The organism is Streptococcus sp. HMSC065H07 (assembly GCF_001837325.1).
GTDB classification, from domain to species: Bacteria; Bacillota; Bacilli; order Lactobacillales; family Streptococcaceae; genus Streptococcus; species Streptococcus salivarius_H.
In genome coordinates this window covers 17,370-40,663 of record NZ_KV832013.1, presented here as the reverse complement: position 1 = coordinate 40,663, position 23,294 = coordinate 17,370, and the positions used below count along the sequence as shown (strand labels likewise).

Here is a 23,294-nt window from a genome sequence, read left to right as displayed (position 1 = left end):
CAAAGGAGTTTTTCTATGCTTAAGTTTTTGACCAAGTTTTTGGCAGGAAGAGGAGTAGTAAAGGATAAATTTCCAAACGTCCTGCAATCATAGCAAATCCCATGATAAGCTTAGACAAAGGACTGAAAATAGCAAAGCTATCACTCGTTCCAAGTAAAGGTCCAATATTGTTAAAGGTTGAAGCAGCAGCGCTTGTCACAATCAAGAGGTCTTGATTATCCAGTGACAAAACAGTGACTAAACTTAGTATAATGAGTACATATACAGCTAGATATTTAAGAACACTGTGCTGGGTTTCTTTATCGAGAACACTTCCATTAATATGAAGTGACAGGATACGATTAGGATAGAGGCTAGCCAGAGTCTGATTTCGTGCAATCTTAGCAATAATCATAGCACGGATAACCTTGAAACCACCGGCAGTAGAACCTGCTGATCCCCCGATAAACATCAGGAGGAGTAGGATATACTGAGAAAAGAGTGGCCATTTGGTAATATCCGTTAGACCAAAACCGGTTGTTGTGATGATAGTTGACACTTCGAAAAATGAGTATTTGAAAGAGTCAGCCAAATTGTGGTAAATCCCAAAAATATTGAGGAAAATCAAACCTGTTGAAATAGCCACAATCGCAAAGTAGGTACGTAGTTCTTCATCTTGGAAGAAAAACTTGATTTTGCGAAGGAGGATATAGAAATAAAGGTTGAAGTTAACTCCAAAGAGTAGGGTACCAACAGTAACCACATAGGTAATCAGATCACTGTGGTAATGGGCGATAGAGTCATTATAGACAGCAAATCCCCCAGTACCTGCGCCCCCCATAGCAGTGATGATACTATCAAAGATTGGCATACCGCAAAGCCAGAGAATAACAGCAAAAATAACAAACATAGTCAGATAGATGATGTAAAGAATCTGAGCTGTATTTTTGAGCTTGGCAACGACTTTACCAAATACTGGACCAGGCACCTCTGCACGCATAACCTCATGGTGACCATTTTTACTGTTGTTCATGATGGCTAGGGCAAAGACCAATACCCCCATCCCTCCAATCAAGTGGGCGAAGCTTCGCCAGAAAAGTAGGGAGTGGGTAAGTACTCCAGTATCTGTAAGAATAGTAGCCCCCGAGGTTGTGAAACCAGAGCTCATCTCGAAAAAGGCATCAATGACACTTGGGATCTGACCAGCAAAGACGAAGGGCAATCCTCCAAAGAAGGACCAGAGCACCCAACAGAGGGCTACAATAAGCATTCCTTCTTTGGTGTAAATATGGTAGTTCTTTGGTTTAAAGAGAGTACCAAGCACCCCGAGAAAGAGGAGAATCCCCATCGTACCCAAGATGCTGGCAAATACTTTAGCATCTTCTTGATAAATAAGAGCGACGATAAGTGGCACAACCAAGAGAGCAGCCTCAATCAGTAGGAGCTTGGCAATAAGAAAACGGACAATAGATCGATTCATGGCAGCTTACCTCTTCAACAAGTCGTAAATGTGAGTTATATTTTGTAAGAGTGTAACAACCACGATTTTATCCCCAATAGCGAGTCTGTCTTCTCCTGTTGGGAAAATAGATTTTCCATTGCGGATAATAGCAGCGATAAGGACACCGTTAGCAAATTCAAGCTCAGAAAGTTTCTTTCCGGCGATTTTGTTATTTTCTTTAATTTGGAATTGCAAGGTTTCGATACGACCATTAGCCACATGGTGAAGGGCATCCAGACTAGAGTCTTTGGCATTAAAACGCCCGCGTACAAAGTGCATTACAGTGTCAACAGCGATACTCTTAGGAGTGACAATTGTTGTTGTCTCACGTGGATCGATAATCTCTAAGAGACTAGTACGGTTAACCTTAGTAATATTCTTATGAATACCAAGGCTTTCGAGGAACATAGAGGTAATGATATTTTCCTCATCGACTCCGGTTAGGGTAGCTACGGCATCGTAACTGGCTGTACTTTCCTCGAGAAGAAGGTCTTTAGCAGTACCGTCACCTAAGATAACAGAAACTTCAGGGAAGACCTGACTAAAGGTTTGCGCACGGTCCATTTTTTGCTCAATCAATTTGACCTTAATACGATTGTTTTTCAAGATATTGAGCAAGTAGTAGGAGATGCGCCCAGCACCAATCAACAAGAGTTTTTTGATGCTTTTTGGCTTGATGTAACTGTGGAAAAGTGCCATATCAATACGTTTACCAGTGACATAAATCTTATCCCCAATTTGCATGGTAGCATTTCCATCTGGAATGATGAGTTCACCCTGACGGTGAATCGTACAAACTAGAATATTGCCGAATTTCCTACGGAATTGTTCCATTGTCATACCAGATAATTGGCTATTTTCAGTAACTTTAAATGCCATAAGAATAACGCGTCCATTAGCAAAAGTTTCAACTGATAGGGCGTTTGGAAATTCAACTGTATTGGCAATATAGCGAGCGGTTAAAAGTTCAGGGTTAACTACTAATGAGAATCCAAGAAAGTTTTTGTCTTTGAAATAAGCATTAGAGTATTCTGGGTTACGTACGCGAACAACAGTTTCTTTGGCACCCATTTGTTTAGCCAGAACTGCTGAAATCATATTCACTTCATCTTTATCAGTCATCGCGATAAAGACGTCACAGTTGCTAACTTCGGCTTGTTCCAAAATTTTAAAATTAGCTCCATTTCCAGCAAAGCCCATAACATCATAGCGTTTGCTGAGGCGTTTGAGGACCTCTTCCTTTTCTTCAATTAAAATAACATCGTGCTTCTCTTCAACAAGAGAACGACAGAGTGCGGTACCGACTTTACCGGCACCTACGACAATAATACGCATGAGTTACCTCCAAATAATCATTACTATGATACTCTATTTTAGCGGAAAAATCATCCTTTTCAGCTAGCTTTATCAACTATTCCTATTTAAGTGAATAAAGGTGAAATTTTTCTTTAAATAGTATTGACTTTTAGACCAGAAGTGCTAAAATATATTCAAAGATTCGTTATTTTAAATCTAACCTGTCATGATTTAAGCTAATGAACGTCCACAACCATGTCGTCTGCTGAGCTTGACTCCGGGCGACATGGTATTTTTTATGTCTAGGAGAATTGAGATGTCACGTAATCATATTGTCTTGTTTGAACCTCGTATTCCACAAAACACCGGAAATATTGCACGTACCTGTGCAGCGACTAATAGCCCTCTTCATATCATCCGTCCTATGGGCTTTCCAATTGATGACAAGAAAATGAAACGTGCAGGTTTAGACTACTGGGATAAGCTTGACATCACTTATTATGACAATTTGGCAGATTTCATGTCTAAAAATCAAGAGGGTCGTTTGCATTTAGTCACGAAATTTGCGGATAAGACTTATTCAGAAGAGGCCTATGCCGATGGTGAGGACCACTATTTTATGTTTGGTCGTGAAGATACAGGCCTACCTGAAGATTTTATGCGTGAGCATCCTGAAAAAGCTATTCGTATTCCGATGAATGATGAACATGTGCGTAGTCTAAATGTGTCCAACACTGTTTGTATGATTGTTTATGAAGCGCTTCGTCAGCAACAGTTCGAGGGGCTAGAGCTGAGTCACCGTTATCAGCACGATAAATTAAAATAGATACTTCATTTTGTTTTAAAAGAATAATTATAGTCATTGACTATCAACAGATTAGAAATCCATAATTTGAAAACCTTGTCACCAAGGTTTTTTTATGTTATCCTTAAAAGGTCTTCAGGGCAGGGTGAAACTCCCGACCGGCGGTGATTCTTTGGATAAGTCCGCGAGCGCAAGCTGATGAGGTGTGATTCCTCAACCGACAGTATAGTCTGGATGGAAGAAGACCAGTCTTTTTGCGTAGGCTTTTTTTGGCATGGGCAAATCCATTGGGAACTTCTTTCAAATTGTTAAAATTTGGAGGAATTTTTTTATGATAAACACACGTAAATTGGCTTACATTGCCATTTTATCTGCAGTTTCATTCTTGTTGCTTTATTTTTCATTTCCATTGATTCCAGCAGCAGATTTTTTGAAGGTTGATTTTTCAATCCTTCCTGTTCTTATTGCCTTGGTCATCTTTGATTTTAAGAGTGCCATCGGTGTTCTCTTGCTTCGTTCATTGTTGAAGCTCTTGCTAAACAATGGTGGACCAGGATCAATGATTGGACTTCCTATGAATTTTGTTGCTCTAGGCGTCTTTGTTTGGGGCCTAAGCTATTTTTGGAAGAAAAATCAAACAAGCAAGAATTATATTCTTGGTTCTGTTTTAGGAACTGCTTTGCTTACAGTTGCTATGGTTATTCTTAACTATATTTATGCAGTACCACTCTATGCTAAATTTGCCAACTTTGATATTGCGCAATTTATAGGTCTCTATAAATACCTTTTCGCTATGGTAGTACCTTTCAATTTACTTGAAGGATTAATTTTTGCAGTAGCCTTTGCTTTAATTTATGCTCCACTTAAGTCTATTCTAGTAAAATTATAAATATGAAACACACACACACACATTATATTTATGCTTCTTTTGCCTTATTGTTATTTGTTGCTCTCGGTTATTTGGTTAAGTTCTACCCTGAAGTCTTGACAGGATTTGATAGCAACATTCAAACTTGGGTTCGAGGAGGCTTACCAGCAGGATTGACACGCTTTTTTAAAACTATTACCATGCTTGGGAATACGCCTGTACAGGCTATTATTGCAATCGTAGCAGTCATCTGGCTTTATCTACGTCAGTATAAATCAGAAGCTATCTTTGTGGGAGCCAGTGGGCTTCTCGCTAGTATCTTGATTGTAAGTTTGAAGTATATTTATCAGCGTCAGCGTCCATCAATTACGCATTTAGTGCATGCTAGTGGTTATTCTTTCCCTAGTGGTCATTCTTTGGGAACTTTTATGATTCTTGGAGCAATTGCCATTGTCCTTGCTCAGCGTTTGGAGAAAAAAGAATCTAAAATAGTAGTTTATGCTATTACTGGACTTCTTATTTTCCTTGTTGGACTTTCGCGTATTTATGTGGGTGTGCATTATCCAACAGATGTTTTAGCTGGCTTTACCTTAGCCTTTGGGTTGCTTAATGCGATTTATCCAACTTATGACCGCATTCGCTTTGAATGGCGATTCCAAAGTAAACAGAAATAAAAAAACATGTAGTTTTGAACTGCATGTTTTTTTGATGCAAAGGAAGGGCCTTCATATATAAAATGTATAAAAATAGCTTTTTTTGACTATTATTCTGTTAAAATCATATTAACTGTATATTAATTATATTACAGTTATGATATAATATTTTTAAATTTTTGAAATAAAGGAGAGTCTCTTGAACATAAAAGACAGCATTGGACTAAGAATCAAAACTGAGCGTGAACGTCAGCAGATGTCACGTGAAGTGCTATGTTTAGATGGTGCGGAATTAACTGTGCGTCAGTTAATTCGCATTGAAAAAGGGGAGTCACTCCCGTCTTTGGATAAATTATCTTATATTGCAAAACGTCTAGGAAAAAATATGTCTGATCTATTGGATCATGACAATATTACCATTCCTGACGAATATTATGAGATGAAGAATCGTTTGATTAAGTTTCCAACGTACAGAAACCCAGAAAGAATAAAGTCTAAACTTGCCTTAATTGAGGAAGTCTATGAGAAATTCTTTGAACTTCTTCCAGAAGAAGAGTTGTTAACTCTAGATATTTTGGAAAATATTTTGAGTTTTACTAATTGGGAGGAGAGCCCAAAGGTTGAAGAAATATATGAAGACTTGTTTGAACAAGTCAAAAGGAAGAAGAAATTCTCAACTAACGATTTATTAGTTATTGACTATTATTTCTTCCATCTCTATGGAAGAAAACAGTTTGACAAAAAACTTTTTGAAAGGATTGTAAAGAGAGTATTAAATCAGGAAATTTGGACAGACGATGTCTATAATATTGTTTTATTTAATGATTTGATGGCTATCGCTGCTTTGAAGATTTTTCACAATTCCTTTTCAGACTTCTTAACAGTTGTGGATAAAGCATTAGCCGTTATAGAAAAATCACAATTCTATAGCTATAAACCTAGTGTTTTTGTTCTCAAAGCTAAATATGAACTTCTGCATAAGGGAAATAAGAAAAAGGCTGCAGAGAATTACGATAAGGCCATAATGTTTGCTTCCGTTTTAGAAGACTCGGTTTTAGAAGAAAGTATAAGAGCAGGGAAAGCGGCAGATGGTTTATAGAAATGGTGGTGACATAAATGTCACTACTTTTTTAATGGTTAAATGTTTACTATAGAAACATAAATAACAGTTAAAAGGAGTTTTATTTTGAAAAAACTAAAATTATTTACACTATTCTCATTACTTATCACTATCTTGCCTTATTTCACAGGTTGTCTTTAATAAGGGGTTACCATGTCAAAATATCCATATATTTCACAGGTTGATCAGCGTGACTGTGGTGTCGCTGCCTTGGCCATGATTCTTAAACACTATGGTTCATCTTATAGTTTAGCTTATTTGCGGGAGTTGGCTCAGACTTCTCGTGAAGGCACTTCTGCGCTTGGTTTGGTTGAAGCGGCCAAGCAGTTGGGTCTTGAAACTCAGGCTATTCGTGCGGATTTAGACTTGTTTAAACAAGAAAGCCTATCTTATCCTTTTATTGCACATGTGGTTAAAGAAGGTGGACTGCAACATTATTATACGGTGTTTGGTCAAATCAAGGGGAAGCTTGTTATTGGTGATCCAGATCCTAGCAAGAAGGTTATTAAAATGCCCTTAGAGGAGTTTGCCAAAGAGTGGACGGGAGTTGCTCTCTTTTTTGTTCCAGGAGAAACCTACACTAAATACAAAGAAGATGTGCCTGGGCTTCTTTCATTTTTACCAATTTTGTTTCGTCGTAAGGGATTGATTGCAGTCATTGTCTTGTTAAGTTTTCTAGTGACACTAGTTAATATTATTGGTTCTTATTATTTGCAATCTATTATTGACCGCTTGATTCCTCAGGGGGCCTATAATCTTCTGACCATGATTTCACTAGGCTTATGTATCTCTTATCTTGCTCAACAAGTTTTTACTTTTTTCAAAGATTATCTTCTACATCGATTGGGTAATTACCTGTCCATTGCTGTCATTCTTCCATATATCAAGCATGTCCTTTCCCTGCCTATTAGTTTCTTTAGTTCACGTCGTACTGGTGAAATCACGTCACGTTTTGGAGATGCCAACACCATTATCGATGCTCTAGCTTCAACGATTTTATCGATTTTTCTAGATGTGACCATTGTGATGACTCTAGCTGTGGCTCTTATTGTACAAAATCAGTCACTTTTTTTGATGACTCTCACGGGAGTTCCTCTTTATGTTTTAATCATTCTGGCATTCTATAAGCTTTTTGAAAAGGAAAATTATCAATTGATGGAGGCAAATAGTCAGGTCAATACCGCTGTTATTGATGATTTGCGAGGTATTGAAACCTTAAAATCCTTGAGGGTTGAGGAAAGACGCTATCGGGAAATTGAGGTGAAATTCCATGACTATTTGAAGAAGTCTTTGTCTAAGGCCAAGTGGCAATTAACGCAGGATGGCTTAAAGACAGGGGTTCAGTTAGTTTCTAATGTCTTTATCCTCTGGTATGGGGCACAATTGGTTATGGAAGGGCAACTATCTGCAGGTCAGTTGATTACCTATAATATGTTGTTGAATTATTTTACAACTCCTTTAATTAATATCATCAATCTCCAATCTAAAATCCAGCAAGCCAAAGTCGCCAATAATCGTCTTCAAGAAGTTTATGTTGTGGACAAGGAAGAAAAAGGAAAACTTAAAGAGTTATCTTTTAAACAACTTGCTTTTAAAGGAGTCAGTCACCGTTTTAGTTATCAGCAAGAGACGCTTAGTAAGATTGATTTAACGATTCATAAGGGTGAGAAAATCGCCCTCATGGGTAAGAGTGGATCTGGAAAAACGACCTTAGCTAAAATGTTGTCAGGTTATTATACGAAATCTAGTGGTCGTGTAACCCTAGATAAAGATGCTATTAGCCATGCGGAGTTGCGCCAGTTGGTAACCTATGTTCCACAACAGACCTATGTGTTTACGGGAACCATTTTAGAAAATCTGCTATTAGGATTTGAAGGAGAAGTTGACGAGAAAAAACTTCTTAAAGTTTGTCAACAAGCTGATATCTTAGAGGATATTCAAAAAATGCCACTAGGCTTTCAGACCCAAGTATCTGAAGACGGTGGTCTATCAGGTGGTCAAAAACAACGCTTGGCTATAGCGAGGTCTCTCTTGTCCAAACAGCCTATCTTGATTTTTGACGAAGCTACCAGTGGTCTCGATAGTGATACTGAAAGCAGGGTCATGGCTAATCTTGCTAAGATTAAACGAACAATGATTTTTATTGCTCACCGCAATAGTGTACGTCAACATGTCAGTCGTGTAGTGACCATGGTGAGTGGCCAGATTGAGTCAGACAGTCCTAATTTAAATCCATTCCAGTTTATTTAAAATAATCTTCCTATTATATATGTAGAAAACTTAAGAAGTCTAAATTTTCACATCTTGCACCTATCTTATTAATATAGTATACTGGTAGCAGACTATTAAGAGGTGTAAACATGTTAGAGGCATATAAAAATTTTTGGTTAGGCTATCTCGATTTTTATGGTCGTACAAAACGATCAGACTATTGGTGGGTTGTCTTGATTAATGGAATTATCGGTAGTTTGATTTTCCTACTGATGGACTTACTTGGGGAAACAAGAGCTGCTGGCTTTACATTGACAGCTTTCATTCTATTTATAGCAGCAACGGCGCTTCCTACAATTTCTATTCAAATTCGTCGTCTGCGTGATGCCAATTTCAATGTTGCTTGGATTGTATTAAAAGCAACTCCATTAACAGTAGCTCTTTGGGTGATGTATGCCTTTCCCACAAGAGATTCAAAATAACTCCAATATAAAAAGGGTGAAACTAGTTAATCTAGTTCCACTCTTTTTTCTTATAAAATAAAGCTACCTAAGAGGCTAACCAAGGTGAAGCTGATAGTTGCATAAAATACAGCGAGACGGGTTGCCTGGATAGGCTTATAAAGTCTAATAAGTGTTAGGACACACCAAATAAAGAGTACTGTGACAAACCAACCTGATAGTAAGCGACGTGGCGTTACACCATAGAGTGCTATATAAACGCCAAAGAGTTTCCAGCCGGCGATAAGGGCAAAGAGGCTAGCAAAAGTAAAGAGTAGGGTACTCAACAAACGAAGCCCCTTGTGGGTGAAGAAGTTTTCTTTAGAAAAAATATAAAGTCCAGCTAGGATTCCCAAGTTAAGGGTAGAGACTCGAACTAATTGCCAGAAGCCCTGAACAGCAATATGTGAGGCTTGATGGGCTGGAATGTTGACTTGGTTGAGAGAAAGGAGTTCTACCATTTGACTAGTGGCAGTTAATATGAATAGGGCATAATTAAGGCAGAGGCTTCCGAGTACGATATAAGCTGCTACTTTTGGAAACTGACGGGTTGTTTTAAGACGGCCTTCAAATCGTTTTTGACTAAGTGGCTTTTCTTTTGCCAAATAGGTTGCAATGAGTTGAGCAAAAAGTCCTAGAGCCAGAGGGATACTGGTTATTAAACGAGAGAACAATAATCCGTTATCCTTGAAGGTGATAGTGAAATCAAGTAGAGTAGCAAGTGTCTGGAAGAACTGTTGCCAGAGTTGTCCGAAAGCAGGCAAGACCTGACTAAGCTGACTAGCAGCGAATACAGTCAGTACCAAGGCAATCATGATACTAATGAGAATCATCCATTTGTGGTTCTGAACTGCATGTTTTTCTTCTTCAGAGAGCTCTTGTTTAGGTGATGTTTTATAGAGTAGTGTCCAGGCTCCGATAAAGAAATATTTCAGTGGGAAGATGCAGCTAGTGTATATGAGGTCTAGCCAAACCATAATTCCCAAACGGTCTTGACTACTTTGTCCAGTACGTGCCATTAAGTAAAGGAGGATACTCGCATAAAGGCAAAGAATCTGAGCGCTTCCCCAGTTGTCGTGCAGACCCCAAAGACTAATTTGTAAACCTTGTAGTAGACTAGTGACCATAAATATTGCCGATTTAAGTCGCATTCCCTTTGCTTTTCCACCTAATAGACGACAGCCCAGTTCAATCGTACTGATTAAGACAAGGGTTGCTGGAAAGGCAAAGGAAAAATGGGTCAAGTAAGTGACATATAGGAAGCAGGCCACGAGACAGGCGACAATCAGTCCCTTAATTTTCCAAATGTCTTTTGGTGAAAAATATTCCAAGAGTTTCTTGGTTCTGGTTTGAAGACTAGTCTTTTCGTCGGAATATTCCTGGGAGACTAGCTGTAAATTAGTAGTATAGTTATTTGTTTCCATCATAATTCTCCTTTTGGATGTTAGTCCAAAAAAGACTTTATCATAAAAAATGTTCGATTTTGTCACCCAACTGTAAAATTACTAAAAATAGGTCTATGGACTTAGGTCTGGAGAACTGAGTTGGAAAAATAGGTGAGTAAAAAATATTGTGCTCACATTGAATGATAGATTGTACGGGTTATATTGTCAGAAACTGTCAAATGCTAAAGATAGTTTTTTAGAGATTAACTGTTTGTTTATCTGGGATTGAGCAAAGGACTTCAATCGAGGATCACTAAAGGTGATGTCATTTTTTGACACTTTATGTTAGATTGACTACCATCTAAATGTTGCAAAATTTCTGAAAATTCGTTGACATGTGTTGTCAAAGTAGTATGATATTAACATAAAAAACTTAGGAGGTTCTTATGTTAGGTGTTATCCTACTCTATGTTGGCATGGTTTTAATGAGTAATGGATTTCATCGCTTGGAAGGTATTCCCGACAAATCAAATGTTGTTATGAATATCTTTACAGGTGGTTTGGGATTGATTCTCAACATTATTGTCATTGCTTATGGAGCCTGCACAGGAAAAGGCGCTGAATGGTTTTATGGTAGTGCCACAGGTCTTTTGTTTGCTTTTACATATCTTTATTCAGCTATCAATACAATCTTTGATTTTGATCAACGTTTGTACGGCTGGTTTAGCTTGTTTGTGGCAATTAATACGATACCAGCAGGGATTCTTTGCTTAACATCTGGATATGGTGGTAATGCTTGGTATGGTATTATTTGGTTCTTGTGGGGTATTCTATGGCTAACTGCCTTTATTGAAATTAACCTTAAGAAGAACCTAGGAAAATTTGTCCCTTACCTAGCTATTTTTGAAGGAATTGTAACAGCTTGGATTCCAGGGCTTTTGATGCTTTGGGGCAAGTGGTAAGCATTGATTTAAGGAGGAAAAACGATGCAATTGACAATGCGCGAGCAGGAAAAAATGATGATTAGCCTTGCGGCTATGATTGCTCAACGACGTAAAGACAAAGGAATCAAATTGAATCATCCAGAAGCAGTTGCTTTAATCACTGACTATGTGCTTGAAGGTGCAAGAGAAGGTAAAACTGTTGCCCAACTGATGGATGAGGCTCGCAATCTCTTAACACGTGAAGATGTTATGGAAGGTATTGCAGAAATGATTCCAATGATTCAAGTTGAAGCTACTTTTACGGACAGTACAAAACTGGTTACTGTTCATGATCCTATTCAGTAAGGAGAAGTGTAATGATTCCAGGTGAATACCATGTGGCGAGTGAGCCAATTGATTATAACGGTGGTTACGAAGCCATTAGTCTTGAAGTGAAAAATGTGGGTGACCGTGCTGCTCAAGTGGGTTCTCACTACCATTTTTATGAAGCAAACGAAGCTGGTCTTCAATTTGATCGTGAAAAGGCGCGAGGCAAACGTCTAGATATTCCAGCGGGTACAGCCATTCGTTTTGAGCCAGGTGAAACGAAAACAGTACAACTTATTGACTTTGGAGGGAAACGTCGTATTTTTGGTTTCAATAACAAGGTCAATGGTTTCTTAGACTAGAAAGAGGACAAATCGATGAGTTTTAAAATGGATCGTGAAGAGTATGCTCAACACTATGGACCAACTGTAGGTGATAGCGTACGTCTTGGAGATACCAATCTTTTTGCAGCCATTGAAAAAGACTTTACTGTTTATGGACAGGAATCTAAGTTCGGTGGCGGTAAAGTTTTGCGTGATGGTATGGGTGTTAGTGCTACGGAAACACGTGACAATCCATCAGTTGTTGATACCATTATTACAGGTGCAACCATCATTGACTATACAGGTATTATTAAAGCAGATATCGGTATTCGTGATGGTAAGATTGTTGCTATTGGTCGTGGTGGTAACCCAGATACAATGGACAATGTGGATTTTGTTGTGGGTGCTAGTACAGAAGCCATTGCAGCAGAAGGTTTGATTGTGACTGCCGGTGGTATTGACCTCCACGTACATTATATTTCTGCTGACCTTCCTGAATTTGGTTTGGATAATGGAATTACGACCCTCTTTGGTGGTGGTACTGGTCCCGCTGACGGTAGTAATGCAACAACATGTACACCAGGTAAATTCCATATTACTCGTATGTTGCAAGCTGTTGACGATATGCCTGCTAACTTTGGTTTCCTTGCCAAAGGTGTTGGTTCTGAGACTGAAGTGGTTGAAGAGCAAATTAAAGCTGGTGCAGCAGGAATTAAGACACACGAGGACTGGGGTGCGACTTACGCAGGAATTGATAATTCCCTTAAAGTTGCGGATAAATACGATGTTTCTTTTGCGGTCCACACCGACTCTTTGAATGAGGGTGGATTTATGGAAAATACTTTGGAATCTTTCCAAGGTCGTACCGTCCATACCTTCCATACCGAAGGTTCTGGTGGTGGGCACGCTCCAGATATTATGGTCTTTGCAGGTAAGGAAAATATTTTGCCATCATCAACTAACCCAACTAACCCATATACTACAAATGCTATTGGTGAGTTGTTAGATATGGTTATGGTTTGTCACCACTTGGATCCAAAAATCCCAGAAGACGTCTCTTTTGCCGAATCACGTGTTCGTAAACAAACTGTGGCTGCAGAAGATGTTCTTCACGATATGGGAGCCCTTAGTATCATGACTTCAGATGCCATGGCTATGGGACGTGTCGGTGAAGTAGCAATGCGTTGTTGGCAACTAGCTGATAAGATGAAGGCTCAGCGTGGTCCACTTGAAGGGGATTCAGAGTTTAACGATAATAACCGTATCAAACGTTACGTGGCTAAATATACAATTAACCCTGCCATCACCAATGGTATTGCAGACTATATCGGTTCTGTAGAAGTTGGTAAATTTGCAGATTTGGTTATCTGGGAACCAGCACAATTTGGTGCAAAACCTAAGTTGGTGCTTAAGGGTGGTATGTTAACTTATGGTGTTATGGGTGACGCTGGTTCAAGTCTTCCAACACCTCAACCACGTATCATGCGTAAATTATACGGTGCTTACGGTCAAGCGGTTCATGAAACAAATCTTACATTTGTCTCTCAATATGCTTATGATCACGGTATCAAAGAAGAAATTGGTTTGAATAAGATTGTTCTTCCTGTTAAGAATACACGTAACTTGACTAAGCGTGATATGAAGCTTAATGACTACGCTCCAAAAACAATCCGTATCGATCCACAGACCTTTGATGTCTTTATTGATGATGAGTTGGTTACTTGTGAGCCAATCCATACGACATCATTGTCTCAACGTTATTTCTTGTTCTAAGGAAAACGCTATATACATGAGGCTGGAATTCTTCCTCCAACCTCTTTTGTATTTTACAGCCATAACGTTTTTAGCACTTTATTAAGTTGCTATATGAGTATGATGCTAGACTTTTAAAATGTAATAGAAAAGGAAAAAGTATGATTTTTACAAAAGTAGATGCTCTTGTTAAAGATATCGATGTGGATAAATACCATATTGAAACAGTCATTCTTTCGAGTGACGACCTTAACAAAAAAATTATTCGTGTGAAGAGTGATCATGGGAATGAATTTGGTATTCGTCTTGATAAGGGACAAAAATTGCAAAATGGATCTGCCTTTTTCATCGATGATCACCATGTCCTAGCTATTGGTGTTGAGTCACAGGATTTGATTGTCATCTCACCTAAAGATATGGATGAAATGGGAATCACAGCTCACATTCTTGGGAATACTCATAAACCGATTGAGGTGAAAGATGCCAAGATTTATTTAGAGGTTGACCCAGTTGTAGAGCAAGTCTTGACTCAAAAAGAGATTGCCTACACGATTGAAGAAGTGGTCCTTGATAAACCCCTACGCCATGTGAATTTAACTGCCCATGAACATTAATCCCTTTGCTAATGTGTCTTTGCAAGATTATCTTGAAATTGTGCAAATTGTCGATTCAACCTTTCCAATTGGATCATTTAACCACTCATTTGGGATGGAAAATTATCTGCGTGAAGACACTGTAACAGATGATAAAGGTTACGAAGAGTGGCAAGAAGCCTATTTAGCTAGTCAGTTTAAATATGGTGAAGGTCTTGTAATCAAACTGGTTTATGATGCTATGGTTACAGATAACATAGAGCAGGTTTGGCATTATGATAAGGTCTTGACAGTTTCGACGCAAGCGCGTGAAACAAGACAGGGGACTAAGATGATTGCTAAGCAAATGCTTCGACTCATTCAAAGGCTCCATGCTATTCCGGTATTGGATGACTATCAGTCCAAAATACGTAAGGGTGAGGTCTTTGGCAATCCAGCTATTGTCTTTGCGCTCTATGTCTTTAACAAGGGCTTGGGATGTAGTGAAGCCATTGCACTTTACGGCTATAGCGTGATTTCGACGATGGTTCAAAATGCTGTTCGTGCCATTCCACTTGGACAGTTTGCTGGACAAGAGATTGTTTTACGTAGCTTTTCACAATTAGAAAAAATGACACAAGAAATTCAAGAATTGGATGCGTCCTACCTTGGGGCCAATACGCCTGGTCTTGAATTAGCTCAGATGAAACATGAAACACAGGTATTCCGCCTATTCATGTCCTAAAATATCAACAAGGTTGAGAGGAAAAAACAATGACAAAACGTACTGTAATTATTGGAGTTGGTGGACCTGTTGGTTCAGGTAAAACCCTTTTGCTTGAGCGTCTTACACGACGTATGTCCGACTTAAATTTAGCAGTTATTACTAACGATATCTATACAAAAGAAGATGCCCTTTTCTTGGCTAAAAATTCAAGCTTAGACGAAGACCGTATCATTGGTGTAGAAACTGGTGGATGTCCTCATACTGCGATTCGTGAGGATGCCTCTATGAACTTTGAAGCGATTGAAACTCTTCAAGAACGCTTTAACCATGATTTGGATGTTATTTTCCTTGAAAGTGGTGGAGACAACTTGGCTGCGACCTTCAGCCCTGATTTGGTTGATTTTACCATTTATATTATTGACGTTGCTCAGGGTGAAAAAATCCCACGTAAGGCTGGTCAAGGGATGATTAAGAGTGATTTGTTCTTGATTAATAAGACTGATCTTGCACCTTATGTTGGAGCCAACCTAGACCGTATGCGTGAAGATACCCTTCATTTCCGTAACGAAGATTCTTTCATTTTCACAAATTTGAATAATGATGACAATGTTAAGGAAGTAGAAGAATGGATTCGTAAGAATTTCCTACTAGAGGACTTGTAAGATGACACAAGTTTACGATGGTTTTGTCCATCTTGGATTTTCAAACCGAAATGGTCGTACAATTTCCCACAAGAAATACCAAGAAGGCAACTCTCGAGTATCGGCAGATAATTCAGATGCCAATGGCGTTCCTTACTATTTCCTAATTAATATGGGTGGGGGCTTTGTCGAGGGTGAGCAGTATCAAGTGACCATTGATGTTAATAAAGATGCTCATGCCTTGGTGACAACTCAAACACCTACCTATGTTTACAAGTGTGAGAAAGGACAGTTGACACAACAGAATACGTCCATCACACTTGAAGAAAATAGTTATTTGGAGTACATGGCTGATGAAGTTATTCCCTATTTAAAATCACGCTATTTTCAAACAAGTCGTATTGATATGGATAAGTCTGCCCACTTGATTTATTCAGATGGTGTAACGGCAGGTTGGTCTCATGAGGATTTACCGTTTCAATACCATTATTTTCGTAATTTGACACAAATTTACCAAGATAATGAGCTTGTTTATAGCGATCAGACTCTCTTAGAACCTCAGAAACAAGATATGTTTAAACTTGGTTATTTTGAAGGCTGGCGTAATTACAATAGTTTGGTAATGGTGTCACCAAATATTGACGAGGCTTTTGTTAAGGCTTTGCAGAAGCACTTAGAAAATCTGAATTTAGAGTCTGATTTTGCTATTTCATCCTTAGATATCCCGGGTCTGGTGTTACGTATCTTAGGAAAAACTGCCGAGGATAATCGTCGCGTCATTTATGCCTGTGCAGACTATTTTAGACAAGAAATACATGGATTAACCCCTTTGAATTTGAGAAAAAATGATATGAGGAGATAAAAAATGCATATTCCTGAAAATTACTTAAGCCCTATGACTTGTGCGGCAATGGGGGCAGTTATGTTGCCTATTTGGTATAAGGCTGTCAAGGAGGTAAAGGTTAAAGTTGATACGGATAAAAAAACGATTCCTATGTTGGGAATCGGGACTTCCTTGTCCTTTCTTATCATGATGTTTAATCTTCCAGCTCCGGGTGGAACGAGTGCCCATGCTGTTGGGGCAGTACTAATTGCTATATTGTTGGGACCTTGGGCTTCCTGTTTAGCAGTTAGTGTAGCCCTGGCTATGCAGGCCTTGCTCTTTGGTGATGGTGGAATCTTGGCCTTTGGTGCCAATGCCTTTTGTATGGCCGTTGTTATGCCATTTGTAGGTTATGCTGTTTATAAACTCTTGAATAAGTGGACAAAGAACAGGATAATTGCCAGCTTTTTTGGAGGTTATATTGGGATTGTAGCTGCGGCTCTGACTGTTGCAGTTTTACTTGGAATTCAGCCTATTCTCTTTAAAGATAGCAGTGGTAATCCGCTTTACAATCCATACCCTTTGAGAGTGACACTTCCAGTAATGGGCTTGACTCACCTCCTCATCGGTCTGGTAGAAGGATTCTTCACAGCTGGTGTTCAAGAATTCATTGAACGTTTGAATATTGATAATACTCAGGAACTAACGACTAAAAAACTACGTCCTTTATTGCTCTTTATCCTAGCCTTGATTATCCTAACACCACTTGGTTTATTGGCGACGGGAACAGCTTTTGCGGAATGGGATGTCAAAGAGTTGGTAGAAAAATTGGCTCATTATCATGTGGAAGCCCAAGCGCCAAAAGGAATGTTGAATGGTTTCTCATTTAATGCCCTCTTCCCAGATTATAGTATCGCAGGCGTTCCAGAAGTCTTGGGTTATGTCTTGAGCGCTGCTTCTGCTGTTTTGATTTTCTTCATCCTCTATCGCTTGATTTTCGGTAGAAAGGTTGAAAAATGATTCTGCCAGAATGGATGTCGGAAGAGCGCCCGATAGTCACTAAAGTCGGTAGAAATAACTTTCTTATCCGGAATCGTCACCATCTGGAAGCTCTTCTTCAAAAGTTTGAAACGCATCCTTTAAAAGTAGCATCAGTCTTTCATCCAACGGCTAAGGTTTTACTTCTCTTTTTCTTACTTATTTCAGTAGGAATTAGCCGAAATCTCACAGTTTTGTGGATTCTAGCCTTGTTTTTAGGAGCTGGAGTGGCTTTTTTACCGCATTCTATTTTAGTAAGAACCTTGAAAAAGACTGTAGTGTTGTTGATTTTTCCTTTAGTTCTTTATCTACCGCATCTCTTACTTAGTGGAGGTCAATCACTCTTTCTTTTTAGACTTCCTTTGATTGCCGTAGCCATTGCTTATTATTCAGAGACGAGTACAATAAGTGAGATGTTAGCGGCATTAAAAGGGTTGCATTTTCCTGATCTTGTTCTGCTCCAGTTAGATATCACCATAAAATATATCGATGTCTTTGGAAAACAATTAATGGATTTGCTCAAAGGGATTGAAGCGCGAAGCTTTGGTGGCAATCATCGTTTCCGGATTGGAAGTAATATCTGGGGAATTTTATACCTTAAAGCCATACGCTATGGTGAGGAACTGACTCAAGCCATGGAAGCACGTTGCTTTGTTGGTGAGTATGTCAAGTCATCACAGTCATTCACATGGAAGGACTGGCTGGCCTTGATAAGTCTAGTAGCAGTGATTTTAGGACAGATTCTGTTAGGAGGATGAGATGTTTCAATTGAATCAAGTGGCCTGTGCCTATGAACAAAAAAAGGTCTTTACTGGTCTTGATTTGGAGATTAGACAAGGACAATATGTGATGTTGATGGGAGAAAACGGGACTGGGAAATCGAGTCTTATCAGTTTATTAACCGGCTTCAAGCAGGAAGAATCTGGACGTATTCTTTTCTTAGGGAAGGACCTCAAAGAATGGCTGAAGGACAAACGTCAAAAACGAGATTTTTATAGTCGCCTCGGAATCCTCTTTCAGGATGTGGATAGTCAATTATTTAATAGTACTGTCTATGATGAGATTGCTTTTGGTCCTCGTCAGCTAGGTCTGACCGAAGAAGAAGTCTCACAGCGGGTCCAAGACACACTATCCCTACTGAAAATTGAAGATTTAAGGGATCGCGTTCCCTATCAACTGTCTGGTGGAGAAAAGAAGAAAGTGGCCTTTGCCAGTATCATGGTAACGAATCCAGATGTCTATATTCTTGATGAACCCTTCAATAATCTCTCGAAAGAATATGAAGAATTTTTTAGGGAACTTCTACATGAGCTTCATTCAGCTGGGAAAACCATTATCATGTCTGCTCATCACTTTAAGCACCTTCATCATGAAAAGGCTGATGTTCTTCTTTTTGAAGATGGCAAAGCTGATTTCTTTCCTGCCCAGGAAGTGCTCAATAACCAGCAAGTAATTGAGCGTTTGTCACATTATTAACAAATATAAGTAGAAAATCGTTATTGGTTTTCTACTTTTTCTTTGTCAAACAATTGATATTTTGAGGTGATAGTATTTTCTTATCACCTTGATTATGTTTAAGTATTAGTTAAGCTTAGTGAATTCTGTTACAATAAAAACAATCAATCTCAAAGGAGAGTATTATGAAACTTAAAAAAATTCTTGGAATTACGGGATTGGCAGTCGCTTCAACAGTAGCTTTGGCTGCTTGTGGTGCTGGTGGTAATAAATCAGCTAAAGATGATAAAACTTTGACAGTTGGTATCATGACTTTGGATGATACAACTGAGCCATTGTGGGATAAAGTCAAAGAATTGGCTAAAGACAAGGGTGTTACTATCGAGTTGAAAGAGTTCACAGACTACAACCAACCAAATGAAGCCCTTAAAAACGGTGAAATCGATGTTAATGCTTTCCAACACATTTATTTCTTGAACAACTGGAACAAAGAAAATAAAGGTGATGTTGTTGCGGCAGCTGACACACTTCTTAGCCCAATCCACCTTTTCTCAGGTACTGAAAACGGAAAAGCTAAGTATAAAGATGTTAAAGAGCTTCCAGAAGGAGCTACAATCTCAGTACCTAACGATGGTACAAACGAAAGCCGTGCTTTGACACTTCTTCAAACAGCTGGTTTGATTAAATTGGATGTTAAAGATGGTGAATTGGCAACTATCAAGAACATTTCTGAGAATCCAAAGAAATTGGACATCAAAGAAATCTCAGCTGAACAAGCTGCCCAAACGCTTTCATCAGTAGATGCAGCGGTTGTTAATAACTCATACGCACAACAACAAAACGTTAACTATGATACAACTCTCTTCCAAGAAGAACCAAGTCAAGATTTGAAAGATTGGGTTAACATCATTGCAGCTAATAAAGATTGGGAAAAATCAAATAAAGCTGATGCTATCAAGACTTTGATTAAAGCCTACCAAAACGATGAAGTAGCACAAATCATCTATGATGCATCTAACAAGGTTGACCTTCCAGCATGGAAAGGTGCCCCAACACAAGATCAATTGAAAGCTAATTCAAAGAAATAAGCTAAAGACAGAGGGCGTGTGAGAGCACGCCATTTTGTCGTGTATGAAGGAGACGATTTGATGGCATTTTCAAGTGAAGAAGAGCAGTTACGAAAATTCCGTAACGATGAAATTGCTCAGCACTATTTTGAAGTCTTGCGGACTTTGATTTCTAAAAAATCTATTTTTGCTCAAAATATTGGTCTCTATGATGTGGCTGCTTACCTTGGTGAGATTTTCTCTGGTGTTGGCGCAGAGGTGACAATTGACGAGACCTATACGGCACCTTTTGTCTTGGCAAAATTCAAGAGTCCAAATCCAGATGCGAAAACAATTATTTTCTATCAACACTATGATACGGTTCCTGCGGATAATGATCAGCCATGGACAGATGAACCTTTCCGTCTGACAGTTCGTAAGGGCTACATGTATGGTCGTGGTGTTGATGATGATAAGGGCCACATCACGGCTCGTTTGACAGCTCTTCGGAAATATATTCGAGAGGTTGGCGATCTTCCTGTAAATATTACGTTTATGATGGAAGGAGCTGAAGAATCTGCTTCAACCGACCTTGAAAAATATTTGGAAAAATACCGAGATGACCTTCTTCCAGCAGACCTATTGGTTTGGGAGCAAGGAAATCGAAATAGTAAAGGTCAAGTGGAAATCACAGGGGGCAACAAGGGAATTATTACCTTTGATTTGTCTGTCGAGAGTGCTGACGTTGATATTCATTCTAAATTTGGTGCCGTGATTGAATCGGCTTCATGGTACTTGCTCAATGCTATTTCAAGCATGAGAGATGATCAGGGACGTATTCTTATCGACGGTATCTATGAAAAGATTGTCCAACCAAACGAACGAGAGATGGATCTTATTGAAACTTATGCCATTGAAAATGCAGATAGTCTCCGTAAGATTTACGGCTTAAAACTACCCATTTTAGAAAGTGACCGCCGAGCTTTCTTAAAAACTTACTATTTTGAACCTGCCCTTTCCATTGAAGGCATTTCAACAGGTTATCAGGGGCAAGGGGTTAAGACTATCTTACCAGCTCAAGCCAGAGCTAAGATGGAGATGCGTTTGGTCCCTGGCTTGACACCTGAGTACGTTTTGGAGTGTATCAAGGCACACCTCAAAAAAGAAGGATTTGACCGTATCAAGGTGACCTTCACTCTTGGTGAAGAAAGTTATCGTAGTGATATGTCTGATCCAGCTATTGTCAATGTTATTGAGTTAGCAAAAGGCTTTTATGAAGAGGGCGTTGCTGTGCTTCCAACAGCAGCAGGTACAGGGCCTATGCATATGATTCATCAAGCTTTGGGTGTTCCTATGGCAGCCTTTGGTATAGGGAATGCTAACAGTCGTGACCATGGTGGGGATGAAAATGTCAGCTTAGCAGATTACTACACCCACATTGAACTAATTAAGGAGTTAATTGCAAGTTATGAGTAATGTCATTATTGATTTGAAAAATATTGATATCACCTTTACGCAGAAACGCCGCACTATTCAAGCGGTTAAGGATGTGTCTATCCAGATTGAAAAAGGTGATATTTACGGAATTGTTGGTTATTCAGGGGCTGGTAAATCTACCCTTGTGCGCGCAATCAATCTTTTGCAAGTGCCTACCGCTGGTAAAATCACTATCGGTAAAGATGTGACTTTTGCAGATGGTAAGGTCCAATTGTCGACAAAAGAATTACGTCAGAAACGTCAAACGATTGGGATGATTTTCCAACACTTTAACCTTATGGCTCAAAAGACGGCTTATGAAAATGTAGCCTTTGCCCTTCGTCATTCTAAACTAAGCAATGAAGAGAAAGACAAAAAAATTCGTGGTCTTTTGGAATTGGTTGATTTGGCTGATCGTGCGGAAAACTATCCTGCACAATTGTCAGGTGGTCAAAAACAACGTGTAGCGATTGCGCGTGCCTTGGCTAATGATCCTGAAATCTTGATTTCAGATGAGTCTACATCAGCTCTTGACCCTAAAACAACTAAGCAAATTCTTTCACTATTGCAGGATTTGAATAAAAAGCTTGGTTTGACGGTGGTTATGATCACTCACGAAATGCAAATTGTTAAAGATATTTGTAACCGTGTTGCCGTTATGCAAAATGGTCAACTTTTGGAAGAGGGCAGTGTTCTTGATATCTTCTCAAATCCTCAAGAAGATTTGACACAAGAATTTATTGAAACTGCAGCAGGGATTGAAGATGCCTTGGCTAAGATTAATGCACAACCTTTGGTGAAAAACTTACCAAGCTCAGCCCTTCTCGTTCAACTTAAATATGCTGGTTCTTCAACAGATGAGCCACTCTTGACCGAACTTTTCAAAGAGTACGGAGTTTCAAGTAACATCCTTTATGGTAACGTTGAGATTCTAGGTGATACTCCTGTTGGTGAATTGGTCGTTGTCTTGGATGGTGAAGCGGATCAGGTTCTTGCTGCTCAAAAAGCGATTGAAAATGCAGGTGTCAGCTTGCAAGTACTTAAGAAAGGAGCCCAATAATGGCAGATTGGATTCAACAAAACTTTCCAGATATTTATCGTATCGGTATGCAGGGGGTTAACTCTTGGCCAGACGCCATCTATGCGACTCTCTACATGACGGTTATTTCCTTCATCATTGGGGGACTTCTTGGTCTTGTTATGGGGCTCTTCTTGGTATTGACAGGTCCTCGTGGAGTTATTGAAAATAAATTTGTTTTCCAAATCTTGGATAAAATCACTTCAATCTTCCGTGCCATTCCTTTCATTATCCTCTTGGCGATTTTGAAAGGATTCACTTACTTTATCGTGGGGACTAACCTCGGTATGACAGCGGCCTTGGTTCCATTGTCAGCTGCAACCTTCCCATTCTTTGCACGTCAAGTACAGGTGGTGCTTGCAGATCTTGACCGTGGCGTTATTGAAGCAGCACAAGCAAGTGGTGCAACACTTTGGGATACGATTAAGGTTTACCTTGGTGAAGGTCTACCTGAGTTGGTTCGTGTATCAACCGTAACTCTGATTTCCCTAGTCGGTGAGACTGCAATGGCCGGTGCTATCGGTGCAGGTGGTCTAGGTTACATCGCCATCTACTATGGATATAACCGTTCAAGTACATCAGTTACCATTTTGGCAACTTTCTTGATTTTGATTTTGATTTTCCTTATCCAATTCTTGGGTGATTTCTTGACTCGTAAATTAAGTCATAAATAGGATTTGAGAGCCTGTTTGCTACAGGCTTTTCTCATGTCTTGACGATTTCAGATATTTATCATAGTATGGAAGCTATCGAATGCTTTATGGTTGAGCTAACCATAAAAAAGGAGTTAATGAG

At 39.1% G+C, this 23,294-nt stretch carries 24 protein-coding genes and 1 riboswitch; of the genes, 21 read left to right on the top strand and 3 right to left on the bottom strand.

Going from position 1 to position 23,294, the window contains the following annotated elements; all coding sequences use genetic code 11:
• Nucleotides 1–19: 19 nt before the first annotated feature.
• Nucleotides 20–1,459 (bottom strand): TrkH family potassium uptake protein, encoded by a 1,440-nt coding sequence (locus HMPREF2637_RS00380; protein WP_064525561.1) that lies wholly within the window; start codon nucleotides 1,457–1,459, stop codon nucleotides 20–22.
• Nucleotides 1,460–1,465: 6 nt separating this feature from the next.
• On the bottom strand, nucleotides 1,466–2,815 hold the full coding sequence (gene trkA / locus HMPREF2637_RS00375) for a Trk system potassium transporter TrkA (RefSeq protein ID WP_070838888.1): 1,350 nt from the start codon (nucleotides 2,813–2,815) through the stop codon (nucleotides 1,466–1,468).
• Between the two features lie 277 nt (nucleotides 2,816–3,092).
• Here trkA and HMPREF2637_RS00370 point away from each other — a divergent pair, with 277 nt between their 5' ends.
• The 6 genes from HMPREF2637_RS00370 (at nucleotide 3,093) to HMPREF2637_RS00345 (ending at nucleotide 8,915) form a co-directional block, all read left to right on the top strand.
• The gene (locus tag HMPREF2637_RS00370) at nucleotides 3,093–3,602 is read left to right on the top strand and encodes a tRNA (cytidine(34)-2'-O)-methyltransferase (protein ID WP_021143543.1); all 510 of its coding nucleotides are present in this window, start codon (nucleotides 3,093–3,095) and stop codon (nucleotides 3,600–3,602) included.
• Nucleotides 3,603–3,708: 106 nt separating this feature from the next.
• Nucleotides 3,709–3,831: riboswitch (FMN riboswitch) on the top strand.
• 81 nt (nucleotides 3,832–3,912) lie between these two features.
• The gene (locus HMPREF2637_RS00365) at nucleotides 3,913–4,470 is read left to right on the top strand and encodes an ECF transporter S component (RefSeq protein ID WP_064525567.1); all 558 of its coding nucleotides are present in this window, start codon (nucleotides 3,913–3,915) and stop codon (nucleotides 4,468–4,470) included.
• 2 nt (nucleotides 4,471–4,472) lie between these two features.
• A complete protein-coding gene (locus HMPREF2637_RS00360) occupies nucleotides 4,473–5,123 on the top strand; it encodes a phosphatase PAP2 family protein (RefSeq protein WP_064525570.1) in 651 nt (216 codons plus the stop codon).
• Between the two features lie 178 nt (nucleotides 5,124–5,301).
• Nucleotides 5,302–6,201 (top strand): helix-turn-helix transcriptional regulator, encoded by a 900-nt coding sequence (locus tag HMPREF2637_RS00355; protein WP_070838887.1) that lies wholly within the window; start codon nucleotides 5,302–5,304, stop codon nucleotides 6,199–6,201.
• Nucleotides 6,202–6,375: 174 nt separating this feature from the next.
• Complete coding sequence (locus HMPREF2637_RS00350; RefSeq protein ID WP_070838886.1) at nucleotides 6,376–8,472, top strand: peptide cleavage/export ABC transporter; 2,097 nt, start codon at nucleotides 6,376–6,378, stop codon at nucleotides 8,470–8,472.
• A 110-nt stretch (nucleotides 8,473–8,582) separates the two neighbouring features.
• Nucleotides 8,583–8,915 carry a DUF805 domain-containing protein gene (locus HMPREF2637_RS00345; protein ID WP_070838885.1) on the top strand — a complete coding sequence of 111 codons (333 nt, stop codon included), beginning with the start codon at nucleotides 8,583–8,585 and terminating at the stop codon, nucleotides 8,913–8,915.
• Between the two features lie 50 nt (nucleotides 8,916–8,965).
• Here HMPREF2637_RS00345 and HMPREF2637_RS00340 read toward each other — a convergent pair whose 3' ends face one another.
• Entirely contained in the window at nucleotides 8,966–10,357 is a 1,392-nt protein-coding gene (locus HMPREF2637_RS00340; RefSeq protein WP_070838884.1) for a DUF4153 domain-containing protein, read from the bottom strand.
• A gap of 407 nt (nucleotides 10,358–10,764) precedes the next feature.
• On the opposite strand from HMPREF2637_RS00340, the gene HMPREF2637_RS00335 reads away from it, so the two are divergent.
• The 15 genes from HMPREF2637_RS00335 to HMPREF2637_RS00265 all read left to right on the top strand — a co-directional run bounded on the left by HMPREF2637_RS00335 (nucleotide 10,765) and on the right by HMPREF2637_RS00265 (nucleotide 23,173).
• Nucleotides 10,765–11,280, top strand: a complete 516-nt coding sequence (locus HMPREF2637_RS00335) for an AmiS/UreI family transporter (protein WP_070838883.1) — start codon at nucleotides 10,765–10,767, stop codon at nucleotides 11,278–11,280.
• 24 nt (nucleotides 11,281–11,304) lie between these two features.
• On the top strand, nucleotides 11,305–11,607 hold the full coding sequence (locus tag HMPREF2637_RS00330; RefSeq protein WP_002886558.1) for an urease subunit gamma: 303 nt from the start codon (nucleotides 11,305–11,307) through the stop codon (nucleotides 11,605–11,607).
• 11 nt (nucleotides 11,608–11,618) lie between these two features.
• Complete coding sequence (locus tag HMPREF2637_RS00325) at nucleotides 11,619–11,930, top strand: urease subunit beta (protein WP_002886559.1); 312 nt, start codon at nucleotides 11,619–11,621, stop codon at nucleotides 11,928–11,930.
• A gap of 15 nt (nucleotides 11,931–11,945) precedes the next feature.
• A complete protein-coding gene (gene ureC / locus HMPREF2637_RS00320) occupies nucleotides 11,946–13,664 on the top strand; it encodes an urease subunit alpha (protein WP_002886560.1) in 1,719 nt (572 codons plus the stop codon).
• Between the two features lie 140 nt (nucleotides 13,665–13,804).
• Nucleotides 13,805–14,257, top strand: a complete 453-nt coding sequence (gene ureE, locus HMPREF2637_RS00315) for an urease accessory protein UreE (RefSeq protein WP_002949549.1) — start codon at nucleotides 13,805–13,807, stop codon at nucleotides 14,255–14,257.
• Nucleotides 14,247–14,960 (top strand): urease accessory protein UreF, encoded by a 714-nt coding sequence (locus HMPREF2637_RS00310; RefSeq protein ID WP_070838882.1) that lies wholly within the window; start codon nucleotides 14,247–14,249, stop codon nucleotides 14,958–14,960. Before ureE ends, HMPREF2637_RS00310 begins: the two co-directional genes overlap by 11 nt.
• 29 nt (nucleotides 14,961–14,989) lie before the next feature.
• Nucleotides 14,990–15,604: an urease accessory protein UreG gene (ureG, locus tag HMPREF2637_RS00305; RefSeq protein ID WP_002889928.1), complete on the top strand. Its 615-nt coding sequence runs from the start codon at nucleotides 14,990–14,992 to the stop codon at nucleotides 15,602–15,604.
• 1 nt (nucleotide 15,605) lies between these two features.
• Nucleotides 15,606–16,445 (top strand): urease accessory protein UreD, encoded by an 840-nt coding sequence (locus tag HMPREF2637_RS00300; RefSeq protein WP_064524907.1) that lies wholly within the window; start codon nucleotides 15,606–15,608, stop codon nucleotides 16,443–16,445.
• Nucleotides 16,446–16,448: 3 nt separating this feature from the next.
• Entirely contained in the window at nucleotides 16,449–17,426 is a 978-nt protein-coding gene (gene cbiM, locus HMPREF2637_RS00295; RefSeq protein ID WP_064524909.1) for a cobalt transporter CbiM, read from the top strand.
• Nucleotides 17,423–18,202 carry an energy-coupling factor transporter transmembrane component T gene (locus tag HMPREF2637_RS00290; protein ID WP_064524911.1) on the top strand — a complete coding sequence of 260 codons (780 nt, stop codon included), beginning with the start codon at nucleotides 17,423–17,425 and terminating at the stop codon, nucleotides 18,200–18,202. The genes cbiM and HMPREF2637_RS00290 overlap by 4 nt, the downstream gene beginning before the upstream one ends.
• Before the next feature lies 1 nt (nucleotide 18,203).
• Nucleotides 18,204–18,920, top strand: coding sequence for an ABC transporter ATP-binding protein (locus tag HMPREF2637_RS00285; RefSeq protein ID WP_014633885.1), 717 nt, complete (start codon nucleotides 18,204–18,206; stop codon nucleotides 18,918–18,920).
• A gap of 164 nt (nucleotides 18,921–19,084) precedes the next feature.
• A complete protein-coding gene (locus HMPREF2637_RS00280; RefSeq protein ID WP_014633605.1) occupies nucleotides 19,085–19,987 on the top strand; it encodes a MetQ/NlpA family ABC transporter substrate-binding protein in 903 nt (300 codons plus the stop codon).
• 60 nt (nucleotides 19,988–20,047) lie between these two features.
• Nucleotides 20,048–21,421: a M20/M25/M40 family metallo-hydrolase gene (locus tag HMPREF2637_RS00275; protein ID WP_037599003.1), complete on the top strand. Its 1,374-nt coding sequence runs from the start codon at nucleotides 20,048–20,050 to the stop codon at nucleotides 21,419–21,421.
• Nucleotides 21,414–22,481: a methionine ABC transporter ATP-binding protein gene (locus HMPREF2637_RS00270; protein WP_013990051.1), complete on the top strand. Its 1,068-nt coding sequence runs from the start codon at nucleotides 21,414–21,416 to the stop codon at nucleotides 22,479–22,481. The genes HMPREF2637_RS00275 and HMPREF2637_RS00270 overlap by 8 nt, the downstream gene beginning before the upstream one ends.
• Complete coding sequence (locus HMPREF2637_RS00265) at nucleotides 22,481–23,173, top strand: methionine ABC transporter permease (protein WP_002883771.1); 693 nt, start codon at nucleotides 22,481–22,483, stop codon at nucleotides 23,171–23,173. The genes HMPREF2637_RS00270 and HMPREF2637_RS00265 overlap by 1 nt, the downstream gene beginning before the upstream one ends.
• Nucleotides 23,174–23,294 lie beyond the last annotated feature (121 nt).